Below are 12,385 nucleotides of genomic sequence, written 5' to 3' on the forward strand. Positions count from 1 at the left end.
TTAATGATTGGACCAGTCTATAACTACTACTCAACAATTACTATTATACTAATCTGTCATTAAAAAGATAACACTATTTTCAGTCAATTTAGTGCATTTTTCGCGTAAGAAGTGAATTTTTTGGCGAAATGTCGGTTTTGCCTACCAGAAACATTCCTTTTCTCCTATATTTCTCATGATTTTTTAAATCATTTTGGCTATTTTTGAATGAATTTGTAGATTTTATTCTTTAAAATAAAAAAAGAGTAAAAGGGCTAAATGCCCCTTCACTCTGTCCCATAATATTGGTAATAGGAATTTTCCTTCTCTAACACAAAATTGTTCATTAGAATTCCAAGTATGTTCGCTTTAGCCGATATAAGAGATTCTTTCGCCTTAATTGCACTTTCTTTTTCCGTGGTACGGAATTGATCACAAGGATTGTCCCGTCACATTTATTCGATAGGATTTGTGCGTCTGCCACTGAAAGTAGTGGCGGAGCATCGAATATGACTATATCGTACATTAACGCAAGCTCTTCAATTAATGCTTCCATCGAACTCGAACTGATTAACTCGGCGGGATTAGGTGGAATCTGTCCGCATGTGATTAAATACAGGTTTTCAATATTTGTGATTCTTGTTACTTCCTCAAGTGAAAATTGTTTAGTCAGCAAGTTGGATAAACCTATACTGTTCGATGTCTTGAAAGTGAAGTGCATCGTCGGTTTTCGCATATCTGCGTCGACAAGCAACACCTTCTTCCCTTCTTGCGCAAAGACGATTGCGACATTCGCAGCACTTGTTGATTTTCCTTCTCCGGGTGAAGAGGAGGTGAACAATAATGTCTTCAACTCTTTGTCAGGCGTTGAGAAATTGATGTTCGTACGGATTGTGCGGAATTGCTCCGAGATAAATGATTTTGGATTGACGCTTGTCACTAATTTACGTGAGGTGGCTAACATTTGCCGTTTCCTTTTTCTGAACAAGACCGTCACCCCTCTTCCTTCTTTTTCGTTTTGTTTTTTTCTTATCGTCGGGCATGTCTTTAACTGTAATCTTGCTGACAAGGCCTATAATGGGCAAGCCCAATAGTTCCTCAACATCCTGTTCAGTTTTCAATGTTGTATCCAAGTACTCAAGTAGGAAGGCAATCCCGACACCAAGCATGAGACCAATGACCGCTGCAATCGCCATATTGAGGAACGGATCGGGCTTTATTGGCGACGGGTTGTTTGACAATACGGCAGGTGAAAGGATAGTGACATTATCAACATTCATCAATTTCTGGATTTCTACCCGAAAAACCTCCGCCGTCGTATTAGCAATTTCGACCGCCATGTTCGGACTAGAATCTTGCACACTCACGTTAACAACTTGAGAATTTTGCGCGCTGTTCACCGTGATTTTTCCATTCAATGTCGCAAGCGTCGTTGAAAGATCCAAGTCCTCAATCACCTTGGACAAAATCGCCGGGCTTTTAATGATGACATTGTACGTATTGATCAGCTGAAGATTGGTTTGTATATCCTGCGTATTGAACTGGTTCTGCACACCCTTTTGCTGATTGACAAGGATTTGTGTCGATGCCTGATAAACCGGTGTTAATAGTTGGTAACTGATGACCCCCGCTGCTGTTACAGCTAACAGTGTCGTTAGAAAAATGAGTAAAGTCCTCTTTTTCAACGTCTTGAATAAATCCTGAAGACTTACAGTTTCTACCATAAAATCCATCTCCCCCTTTATAACTATCTTCAGATAACTCACATTATAGCACATGCTATTGAAAATATTCTAATAATTTTGTACTAATTCGATATATTTTAATAGTTAATATATTGTAGGAGGATTTACTTATTGGTGTTAGGTGGTTTGCTATGGCTGTATTAATATTTCGCCGAGGGGGCTAAAAACTTCTTTCAAATAATCCTTGTACACCATATTCCACCCTTTCTATTAGTCATTCGTAAGCCCCCAATCAAACAACGCATGTTTTTTATAATGAATGCGTTGTCGGTCTTCCTTCAGCTGCTGTTCAAGTAATTGGGTAAAGTGATTTAAATCTTTTATGACAGGCGCAGGAGTTATAAAATTGTAACGAACGTAGCCAACTTTATTTTCTACATTTCCTTTTTCATTACCTGCATAGGGATTGCACGCTTGTGGTTTAAATCCATAATGATTTGCAAATTGAAGGAATTCGTCTATAAAAACAGCCTCTTCATGCTTATTTCTTGGTTTGACTACGGCAGTCTTCATATTGTCGATACGAATTTTTTTAGGGACTCCACCCAATTGCTTAAATATCACTTTCATTCCATGTAGAAGACATTCTTGGTTTTCCCTGGTAAGGGAATTGCATATGCGCTATTACTAAAAGGTAGAGTCATAACTAAACAATGGATGTCAACATACATTCCATCTTTAACGGCCCCCATTAAACCAAAATCCAATTGTGCTTCGGCGGGAGGATGAATTAAACGCTCTGAGTTTTTATCCTTAGTTTCTTCCTCGATATCTTCTTTTCCTTCACGCCACTCTTTAATAAAGTATGAGACGGTCCGATAGGACCCCTTGAAGCCCATCTTCTGAAGTGCAGTAAATATGCCCTTGTTAGTTCTTCTATCTTTCTTCTTAAGTTTAAGATCTTTCCAAAGCCAATCTCCTACAATTTCTCCCCATTGTTCGTCGTACATCATTCCAGATTTCTTCTTTTTATTTTCTACGGGGAGCTGATCTCCATCGGCATACTTTTTTGCTGTTCTCCAATTAATTCCTAGTGTTTTTGATATTTTATTTATGGATAAGGATTTCTGATTCCTCATTAATTTGATACAATTGATTTCAGGCATTGCCAGCATTCCTTTCAACCTCCACTGCATTTGATTCGACACCAATTACAGTAGAGAAATATTGGAAGGCTGGCAAGCCTTTTTTATTGAAACTTAAGTTGCAACGTTATGTACTTTTCCTTTTCAAAACTCTGTACTTCTATTTTGCACTACACACAAGGACCTGAAATGGTCCTTTTTTAAAGTTCCCTATCGCGTTCCCGTGAAGTATTGAAAAACTTCACACACGGCTTCAAAGGAATCATCATTTGCGATGGCTATTCTGCTTATGGCAATCTGGAGGGCGTTACTTTTGCCAACTGCTATGCGCATGTACGCCGATACTGGCTTAAAGCTGACAGCAAGAATGGTCGGATTGGCGTAGAATATTGCGATAAGCTTTACCGGCTTGAACGGAAGTTCAAACATTTGCCTCCCGGCAAACGGCGAAAAATGAGAAGAAAGTATTCGAAGCCGATTGTTGAGGAATTCCTTCAATGGGTGGAACAGTCCCCCTTCTATGGGAAAAGTGCGCTTGCCACTGCAGCGGACTACACGCTGAACCGTGGGGAAGGATTGAAGGCTTTCTTAAATGACGGCCGAATTGAAATCGATAATAATCCCGCTGAAAATGCCATCCGCCCCAATGTGATTGGTCGAAGAAATTGGCTATTCTCGGTCAGTGAAGCGGGCGCGCAAGCGAACGCCATTTGTTTAAGCCTCGCAGAAACGGCTAAAATTCAGGGGGTTGATTTCTATGCCTATCTCAAAAAGCTGTTGACGGATTTGCCGAACCTGAATTTTCAGCAGATGCCAGAGATATTGGACGACTTTCTTCCATGGTCAAAAAACATCCTGCTTTCATGCGGAAGCAAAGATAGCCCTACATTCGAAAAAAATAATCGAATGTCAGGGCTATTCGTGATGCACGCCGTAAAGGTGTGATTTTTTATATTTCGGGCTTACAGTCATTCAACAAACACACCTACAGAAAACTTTATGAAAATTTTTGCAATGACTGTACTAAATATTAAAAAGTCCCAATTTCCAGTCAAGGTATGATTACGGCCACCCGATTTTACCACTCGTGACATCTTTTTTACCACTAAACGCCAAAGAATTTACCACAGAGTGCCAAGGTGTTTACCAATGAATTAAAAACCCCTACAGAATTGCTGAATTGTAGGGGCTTGGCTTCGATTATTTATTTATTTTTGTTCTCAGAGTACTCTATGAATATTTTTCTGCTGCCTTCATATATATCCTGCTCAAAATAGCTGTAAGGGAAAGGTTCTTCTCCATAGACCTCCAAGAGTTTCTTCTTCAGCTCTTTCGGGAAGGGGTACCAACTTTTGTAACCAGACCAGTAATAGTTTTCCTCCATTTTTCGAAGATCCTTTTTTGTTAGTACAACCATATCAACCTTCCACGCCTAACCCATGGCGCTCTCGCATTGAAACATCTCCATCTATGAGAATCTGATAGGAGTCATGGATAATACGGTCTAAAATTGCCTCCGCAATCGTTTCATTCCCCAATTTTAAATGCCATCCGCTAGGATCGATCTGTGAACAGAAGATAGTTGAAGCTGCCTTATGGCGTGCTTCAGTGATTTCAAGTAGGATTGCGGCCTCATCTGTTGTTAAATCGGTCAGTAGCCATTCATCTAAGATAAGAAGATCGACATTCGTATATTTCTTAATCAATTTGCGATAGCTCCCATCCGCGGCTAATTTCGCAAGTGTCAATTCATCAAGTAACTCCGGTAGACGGATGTATTTAACAGTGTGAAATTGACGGCAGGCAGATATGCCGAATGCACTGGCCAAATATGACTTGCCGGACCCAGTGGGTCCCTTCAATATGATATTGTGACTGTCGAGAATATAGGCACCGCTTGCGAGCTTCAAGATCAAGTCTTTATTAGTTTTTCGATCTTCGTGATATTCTATGTCTTCAATACTAGCACTTGGGTTTAAAAAAGTTGCTGTTTTGATCAAGCGTTGAAGCTTATTGCTTTTACGTCGAGAATGTTCCAGATCGACTAGAAGTGAAAAGCGGTCTTCAAAACTCATCTTCTGGAAATCTTTGTTTCTTGCCTGTTCCTGGTAGGCTTCTGCCATTCCACTTAATTTCATTTCATGTAATTTGGACAGCGTCTGTTCGTTCATCATTTATCTTTACCCCCGTAATATGAAGCCCCACGTGTGAAGCCATAGTTATTCTTGCTGATTTCTGTCTTACGTTTCAGTTCCTGCTCGGCATCATTCTTTTTATTGTTCTTGGGATAGTTTGTATACTTTTGACCGTAGGTCTATTTGTCATGGATGCGATCATTTTACACGCACGTTCTATTTCATATTTCGTGTAGCTACGCTCCGATTTTTTCAATGAGAATATGGACTGTAATCCTTGTTTTTCATTCGTCGATGCATCCAAGATATATCGAACCACTTTCAAGGTGGACGGTCCTATGTTTTCAGCCCACTCAATTGCAGCGTCTGGCGTTTGATCAACATATAGCTTATGATTATCTGGCATATGATCGCGTACGGTGGATAACTGACCGTACTTCCCATATAATCGTTTATGAGTAGCGACCCGCATATGATTAAAATAAATCTCAATGAGGCTGTCTGAAAGCCTTACTTCAACATCGCGGTTTATATATTCATATGGAACGGAATAAAACATGCTTTCGACGGATATGTGATAGTCAGGGCGCACCTTAGCCGTTTTCCATACGGATATTTGATATGGCGTGGATGGGAGAGGAGAAAGCGCAAATTTCTCCTCTTCCTCAAATGCCGACAGACGAGACCCTTTTTTGCGGGTAAAGGGACGTCGATTGAATTCCTCCAACTTCCTCCATACTTCTTCGTTTAATTCATCGATACTAAAGCAGTGCGTATTTCGTAAAGCTGCAATAATCCATGTGGAAATGGCACCAACGGCTCCCTCAACACTAGACTTGTCCTTAGGAGATCGAACCCGGGCGGGCATCACCACAGTATTATAATGGTCTGCCATTTCTCTGTAGGTTGAATTCAAGACCAATTCCTTGGATGTATGTTTAGTCACACTCGCTTTCAGATTGTCCGGCACTATTATCTGCGTAGAGCCTCCAAAATACGCATACGCATTGTTATGGGCAGTTATCCATGAATGCAAATTCATTGATAAGGTTGCCTCTGCGTAAGAAAGTTGGCTACAAGTGTAAACGTTAAACTATAATCAACAGTTTTCCACAAATAAGGTTAAACAGAAATCGATAAATAAGATTCAACAGTTTACCTTAAATATCTCACAATCTATATACTTGAAATAGTCTATGGAAAGTGAGGAACAGGAAGTGGAAAAGTTGATAACCTACAACGAGATTCATAGGCTTCGCAAAGAAGGATTTTCTAATAGTGCGATTGCCAAGAAATTAAAGATTTCAAGAAATAGGGTGATAGAATACGGGAAAATGACTCCAGATGAATTTTACCTGTTTGCCATCTCTCTACAAAGCAGAGGTAAAAAGCTTGATCCCTTTCGGGAAAAAATCCTTGAATGGCTAAAGGAACACCCTGACCTTTCAGGAGCCCAGGTATTTGATTGGTTGGAGGAAAAATTAGAATTTAGCTCTGTCTCTGAGGGGACTGTGAGGAATTACGTGAATGAGTTGCGGGAGTCCTACCACATTCCAAAAGTGATTTCTGAAAGAGAGTTTAGTGCAGTACCTGAACTTCCAATGGGGCAGCAGATTCAGGTGGATTTCGGGCAGACAAAGGTTCCCAAGCTGGATGGGACTTACATACGCCTATACTTTATTGGGTTTATACTAGCCCATTCAAGATATAAGTATGTAGAGTGGCTCGACCGACCATTTCGTGCAAATGATCTTATACGAATGCATGAGAACGCCTTCCATTACTTTGAGGGAATGTCCAAAAATACCTCCGTATAAAAAATGTCACACCTGTTGGTGTGCCCATTAAGTATACAAAGGTATGTAGTGGTAAACGCGTGACGTTTTCTGGTACATTTGTTGTCATTCGGTGGTAAAAAAGATGGCAGAGGTGGTACATTCCGTTGGCCGTAATCAAAGGTACAATAAAAAAAATAGCCCAGCCAATGGCTGAGGCTATTTAGTACTTAATCTCTAGCAAATAAATCCCTTGTATAAACTTTCTCTTTCACACCATCCAACTCTTCCGACAAGCGATTAGCCACAATCACTTCACTAATCTCCTTAAACTCCTCAAACTCCCGAAAAACCCTACATCCAACGAACTCAGCATCCTCCAGCGCCGGTTCATAAACAACCAACTCTACCCCAGCATCCTGCAACCGCTGCATAACACCCTGTATGGCCGACTGTCTAAAGTTATCCGAATCAGTCTTCATCGTTAAACGATAAATCCCAACCACTTTCGGCTTTCGTTCCATAATCATATCAGCGATATGATCCTTCCTCGTATCATTCGAGTCTACAATCGCCTTAATAATCGCATTCGGCACGCCTTCAAAGTTGGCCAATAGCTGCTTCGTATCCTTAGGTAGGCAATACCCCCCATAACCAAATGAAGGATTATTATAGTGCCCCCCTATTCGAGGATCCAACCCAATTCCTTCAATAATCTGTTGGGCATTCAACCCTTTCACTTCCGCATAGCTATCCAACTCATTAAAGAACGACACCCGCATTGCCAAATATGTATTAGCAAATAGCTTAATCGCTTCTGCCTCTGTAGAATTCGTAAACAAGACAGGGACATCCTCTTTATTAGCCCCCTGCACCAACAAATCCGCAAACTTCCGAGCACGTTTAGACTGCTCCCCTACAATGACTCTTGATGGATAAAGATTATCATAGAGAGCTCGACCCTCCCGAAGAAACTCTGGGAGAACAGAATATTATCCGTATTAAAACGCTGACGTACTGATTCCGTGTAACCAACAGGTATAGTCGACTTAATCACCATGACTGTATCAGGGTTAATCGATTGCACTGCATCAATAACCGCTTCCACTGAACTTGTATCAAAATAATTTCGCTCCGGATCATAGTTCGTCGGTGTAGAAATAATAACAAACTCCGCTTCCTGAAATGCTTCTTGAGCATCCGTTGTAGCAGACAAGTTCAATTCTTTCGTAGCAAGATAAGACTCAATCTCCTTATCCTGAATAGGCGATTGCCCGCTATTAATCAAATCTACTTTTTCTTGTACAATATCATAAGCAATGACCTCATTATGTTGAGCTAACAGGACTGCATTGGAAAGACCGACATAGCCTGTGCCTGCAATAGTGATTTTCATCTATTCCACTTCCTTCTTTCTCACTTAACGTTGTAATAATCAACATACCAATCGGCAAACTTCTGCAAGCCTTCAGCAATCGGTGTTTCCGGTTTAAAGCCAATTGCCTCTTGCAATAAATCAGTGGAAGCATAAGTCGCAGGAACATCTCCTGGCTTAATTGGTTCAAATTCCTTTTGAAGACAACCTCTCTACCCGTAGCATTACTTAAGCATTGCTCCAATGTTTCTATAAACGTCATCAATTTTTCAGGACTATTGTTGCCAATATTGTAAACTTTGTGTGGAACAGTTTCAGTAGGCGGATGGCCAATCAATCCTTCAATGCCAGCGACAATATCATCGATATAGGTGAAGTCACGGTATAGATCATTTTTAAAATCACCATTATTAAAGATTTTAATCGATTCTCCTGAAAAATACTTGTCCGCAAATCCAAAGTATGCCATATCTGGTCGACCCATTGGTCCGTAAACGGTAAGAAACGGAGGCCTGTAGCAGGTATTTTATACAGATGGCTATATGTATGGGCCATTAATTCATTGGACTTTTTCGTAGCGGCATAAAGTGATACAGGGCTGTCTACAAAATCCGTCTCTTCAAATGGAACTTTTTTATTCGCGCCATATACAGAACTGGATGAAGCATAAATTAGGTGATCTACTGGAAAATGTCTGCAAGCTTCAAGGATATTATAGAAGCCAATGATATTACTTTGTATGTAGACATCCGGATTCTCTATCGAATACCTAACTCCTGCCTGTGCTGCCAGGTTTACCACAATTTGGGCCGGTACTTTTCAAAAGTCTTCATTATCATGTTCTTATCAGAAATATCGCCTTCAATGAACTTGAAACCATCATATTGCATAAGTAGTTCCAAACGAGATTTTTTAAGGTTCAAATCATAATAATCGTTTACATTATCAATGCCTATTACACGAACCCCATTTTGAAGTAGTCTTTTAGTTAAATAAAAGCCTATAAAACCAGCCGAACCAGTGACTAGATATGTACAATCATTCAGTTTAGTGTTCATATGTTTCATCTCCTTGACAATTTTATTGGTAAAGCAAATATGATTTATTTCGGCTTTTATTAACATTATACTTTTATACATAAATGAAGAAGAAATAACAATCCAATTATAAGCCAGAAGCATCTCATGATAGGCTTCCCATTTTATCTCTATTGCAAGTCTCCTAATGAATAGGTAAACATTTCAAACGTTCCATGCACAAAATGGAGATTGAGAAAATCAATAGATATTATGGCCATTCAAATTTCCTTAGCCTTATGATCGGTGAGTGTAATGATTAGATTATTTTTTCCTATTCATCTAATATTAAAAGCATAAAAAAATCAAAAACTAATGATAAAACCAATAGTATCAACGTATTATATAAAACACTAAAAACACTTTAAATAAAAATGTATAATATTAATATTAAAAATAATTAACTAGACTTCCTAAATCGAGACGGGAATAACTTATTCATAACTACATTTATTTCCTTTCGTGTAACTGGGTATATGTATAGTATTCCAAAGTAAAAAAATATACAAAAAGAAATTGATAAAGAGTCCCACACTACACTGTCATTCAATTGCTTTAGAATATAACCAAATACACCCATAAGTAGTGCAGCGGTCGCGGTCGGAAGTATATTTGTAATAGATTTAAATATCGGAAACTTTATAACGAAATACATTAATAGAAAATCAACTAAAACCCCCTGCAATCTTACCCAAGAACGTGCATAAACCAACGCCCAAAATCCGAATTTCGAACTAATAATACAGACTGGAACTAAAACTATTAAATGCAGCATTTGAGCTAAAAAAGATAACCTTGGTTTTCCTTTTGCTCTAAACACCTCACTACAAAAATGACTTAACACAATAACAATTGCACTGGTCAATGCCCATATACCTATTACTCTCCCTGCCTCTGTCCATTGACTTCCCAATAAAATTCGAGTTGCTAAATCACTAAATAAAAATACACCAACCCCCATCGGGAAAACTAAAATAGATACCAACCTTTGCATTTGGAAAAATGTCTTGTTAAACTCTTCGTTATTATTTTGCAACCGGGATAGTGTAGAAAACAAAACCGGTACTATCGAAGCTGTAACGGTGGCCATAAGGGCATTAACCATTGTTGTTGAAGTTTTATATATTCCCAGGTAATGTTCACTTAAAGCACTAGCTATAATAAAGGTATCAATCCAAATTGTTAGCCAAATGGAGATCGCTTCAATAAGTGACCATATACTAAATGACAACATTTCTTTCAAGATCTTAAGCCTGAAAAATAATTTCGGTTTCCACTTGGACTTAATTGTTAAAAATATTGCATTTGATAAAGTCATAAAAATGTTGCCGATAATCAAAGACCAGTAACTAAAACCCAAAAGCGCAAGTGGAATAGTAATCAAAACGGGTATGAAGATAGAAATTACTCTTACTAAAAAAAGGGTCTTAAAATCAAATTCGCGTCTATAAAGAGCCATCTGTATACTTGAAAATGCAGTTATTGGCAATTGTAAGCAAGAAACTGAAATCACAATTCCTAAACCTGGATTGCCAATTAGGATAGCAATCCGCTCACTAAAGGAAACGATAATACCCCATATTAAAAAAGATAAAAATAGATTGGTTAAAAAAGCCACATTTGCATTTTTATACTTTTCTTTATTATCTCTAAACTCATGTTGAACTAAGTATTTTTGAAAACCTGCATCTGTAAACATATCCGCAAAGCTTGTAATCATAGTAACAGTTGCAACAATACCAAAAGCCTCCGGTGCAAGTATTCTGGCTAATACCATATTTGTAAAGGGTGCAATTATTTTTACAGTAATTTCTGTAATTGAAGACCATTTTGCCGCATTCAACATTTTATTTTTCAGGATTGCATTATTCAAAGTCAAAACTCCATCAAATTTATATTATTTTTCTATAAGTCAAATAAAACGGTCCCGCTATCGCTCGTATTCCAAGTGCAAAAAAAATTCAACGCCAACATCTTTATAGATTTTTTTTACAATTTCATAACAAGCTAAGTTAAACTGCTTTACTACCTATAGAAGTTCAATGAATAAATTCACCAAGAACTGGATAACCTTTTCGTTTTTTTGTCCTAAAGCTGATGACACTAAAAGAGGATTAAATAATCAAAATGCCTTTACCCGACAGTTAATTTACCTTTCTTATTCGGAATTCTTTCCAGGTATTTTAATCCAACTACCGAGTAAGTAATCATCTTCTTCTTTATCGAAAGGTATAAATCCAGAACCATCAAAAAATGTAATTTCGCCAAAATAAAGCCTGTCACGAACAATAAACCAATCTATTCTAACTTGATATGTGTTACTTGCTAGTCTTTCGGATAACTTTATCATTTCTTCAAACTGTTTAGGTTTTTTATGTACTTTATCTGAACATGGCATTCCTTGAGAAATTGTTGTTTTGTTCCAATTTAAATCATAAAAATCCTGCTTATGATTTTCATGCCTATCGGTGTGCAGTTGGACAAGCTTAGCCTTACCATTAAAACATATTACTTTATAATCATCAGGTGCTATATCTGCATCTGCAATATAACTCTCACAAACTATTCTTGGTTTCACATTCTTATAAGGCCACTCCCTGGTATGATAATAGTAGTTTCTTTTAAGTGCTTTATTAATTCTAAGTTTTACCTTCTCAATATTGAAATTACTTTTATTAGTGCAAATAAAGACGCTACCGGAGTCGTGAGTACATTTCAGCACAAATTCATTAGGTAATTCCGAAAACTCGATATCGTCAAAGTTATCCCAAATCCCTATCAATGGAATTAGATATTTTTCACCTATTTTTTCAGAGATATATTCTCTGACTTCAAATTTATCCACTAACTTTGTATAATGCGGTTTCCTATCATTAAGTTTTAACCATTGCAGTTTTTCATTGAATGTCTTCGGATCATCAATATTCAATCTCTTACCAACTCTTGCGCGATATAATAATTTAATATATATTTTTTCTGGAACCCATTTAAAATCATTCTTCGATGCTATATAAGGAATTATCAAAAAGGGATTTGAAATCACCTTTTTAACTTTCTCATAAAACTCCATTTATATTCTCCTTGTTTCTTTAATATAGTGCTAACTAACAAACTATTAGTAGTCTATTTTATGAGGCATTTGAACTACACCAGCTTTATCAAATGGACTGTTCAACGTCAAACGCTTTGCTTTACTTAACGACTTTTCACTGTTT

The 12,385-nt window shown here is 37.9% G+C and carries 10 protein-coding genes and 3 pseudogenes; 2 read left to right on the top strand and 11 right to left on the bottom strand.

Translation table 11 applies throughout. The features are described from left to right. Positions 1-325 precede the first annotated feature (325 nt). From QNH10_RS19990 to QNH10_RS20005, 4 genes are all read right to left on the bottom strand, one after another. Complete coding sequence (locus QNH10_RS19990; protein WP_347177938.1) at positions 326-967, bottom strand: CpsD/CapB family tyrosine-protein kinase; 642 nt, start codon at positions 965-967, stop codon at positions 326-328. Beyond that, complete coding sequence (locus QNH10_RS19995; protein WP_283732979.1) at positions 924-1,703, bottom strand: YveK family protein; 780 nt, start codon at positions 1,701-1,703, stop codon at positions 924-926. The genes QNH10_RS19990 and QNH10_RS19995 overlap by 44 nt, the downstream gene beginning before the upstream one ends. A gap of 231 nt (positions 1,704-1,934) precedes the next feature. Next, entirely contained in the window at positions 1,935-2,294 is a 360-nt protein-coding gene (locus tag QNH10_RS20000) for a hypothetical protein (protein WP_283732980.1), read from the bottom strand. Then, positions 2,291-2,839 (bottom strand): hypothetical protein, encoded by a 549-nt coding sequence (locus QNH10_RS20005; RefSeq protein ID WP_283732981.1) that lies wholly within the window; start codon positions 2,837-2,839, stop codon positions 2,291-2,293. The genes QNH10_RS20000 and QNH10_RS20005 overlap by 4 nt, the downstream gene beginning before the upstream one ends. Positions 2,840-2,983: 144 nt before the next feature. On the opposite strand from QNH10_RS20005, the pseudogene tnpC reads away from it, so the two are divergent. Next, a pseudogene (tnpC, locus tag QNH10_RS20010) lies at positions 2,984-3,679 on the top strand (IS66 family transposase); the annotation flags it as partial. 334 nt (positions 3,680-4,013) lie between these two features. Here the strand turns inward: tnpC and QNH10_RS20015 are convergent. The 3 genes from QNH10_RS20015 to QNH10_RS20025 all read right to left on the bottom strand — a co-directional run bounded on the left by QNH10_RS20015 (position 4,014) and on the right by QNH10_RS20025 (position 5,986). Continuing rightward, positions 4,014-4,226: a hypothetical protein gene (locus tag QNH10_RS20015; protein WP_283732983.1), complete on the bottom strand. Its 213-nt coding sequence runs from the start codon at positions 4,224-4,226 to the stop codon at positions 4,014-4,016. A gap of 1 nt (position 4,227) precedes the next feature. After that, on the bottom strand, positions 4,228-4,983 hold the full coding sequence (istB, locus tag QNH10_RS20020) for an IS21-like element helper ATPase IstB (RefSeq protein WP_283732984.1): 756 nt from the start codon (positions 4,981-4,983) through the stop codon (positions 4,228-4,230). A gap of 73 nt (positions 4,984-5,056) precedes the next feature. Further along, complete coding sequence (locus QNH10_RS20025) at positions 5,057-5,986, bottom strand: Mu transposase domain-containing protein (protein ID WP_283732985.1); 930 nt, start codon at positions 5,984-5,986, stop codon at positions 5,057-5,059. Between the two features lie 175 nt (positions 5,987-6,161). Between QNH10_RS20025 and QNH10_RS20030 the strand changes: the two genes are divergently transcribed. Next, on the top strand, positions 6,162-6,761 hold the full coding sequence (locus QNH10_RS20030; RefSeq protein ID WP_283732986.1) for a hypothetical protein: 600 nt from the start codon (positions 6,162-6,164) through the stop codon (positions 6,759-6,761). A gap of 188 nt (positions 6,762-6,949) precedes the next feature. On the opposite strand, the pseudogene QNH10_RS20035 reads toward QNH10_RS20030, so the two are convergent. The 4 genes and pseudogenes from QNH10_RS20035 to QNH10_RS20050 form a co-directional block, all read right to left on the bottom strand. After that, positions 6,950-8,115: pseudogene (locus tag QNH10_RS20035) on the bottom strand (nucleotide sugar dehydrogenase). 20 nt (positions 8,116-8,135) lie between these two features. Then, positions 8,136-9,152: pseudogene (locus QNH10_RS20040) on the bottom strand (NAD-dependent epimerase/dehydratase family protein). A gap of 418 nt (positions 9,153-9,570) precedes the next feature. Further along, positions 9,571-11,043: a lipopolysaccharide biosynthesis protein gene (locus QNH10_RS20045; protein ID WP_283732987.1), complete on the bottom strand. Its 1,473-nt coding sequence runs from the start codon at positions 11,041-11,043 to the stop codon at positions 9,571-9,573. 285 nt (positions 11,044-11,328) lie between these two features. After that, positions 11,329-12,240: an ATP-grasp fold amidoligase family protein gene (locus QNH10_RS20050; protein ID WP_283732988.1), complete on the bottom strand. Its 912-nt coding sequence runs from the start codon at positions 12,238-12,240 to the stop codon at positions 11,329-11,331. Between the last annotated feature and the right edge of the window lie 145 nt (positions 12,241-12,385).

The sequence above is a fragment of the Sporosarcina thermotolerans genome, assembly GCF_030067815.1.
Lineage (GTDB): Bacteria > Bacillota > Bacilli > Bacillales_A > Planococcaceae > Sporosarcina > Sporosarcina thermotolerans.

Bases quoted from the DNA above. Each gene is read 5' to 3' on its own strand.
- QNH10_RS19995 (WP_283732979.1), bottom strand. From the start codon at position 1,703: ATGGTAGAAACTGTAAGTCTTCAGGATTTATTCAAGACGTTGAAAAAG.
- QNH10_RS20005 (WP_283732981.1), bottom strand. From the start codon at position 2,839: ATGCTGGCAATGCCTGAAATCAATTGTATCAAATTAATGAGGAATCAG.
- QNH10_RS20025 (WP_283732985.1), bottom strand. From the start codon at position 5,986: ATGAATTTGCATTCATGGATAACTGCCCATAACAATGCGTATGCGTAT.
- istB (WP_283732984.1), bottom strand. From the start codon at position 4,983: ATGATGAACGAACAGACGCTGTCCAAATTACATGAAATGAAATTAAGT.
- QNH10_RS20050 (WP_283732988.1), bottom strand. From the start codon at position 12,240: ATGGAGTTTTATGAGAAAGTTAAAAAGGTGATTTCAAATCCCTTTTTG.
- QNH10_RS20015 (WP_283732983.1), bottom strand. From the start codon at position 4,226: ATGGTTGTACTAACAAAAAAGGATCTTCGAAAAATGGAGGAAAACTAT.
- QNH10_RS20000 (WP_283732980.1), bottom strand. From the start codon at position 2,294: ATGAAAGTGATATTTAAGCAATTGGGTGGAGTCCCTAAAAAAATTCGT.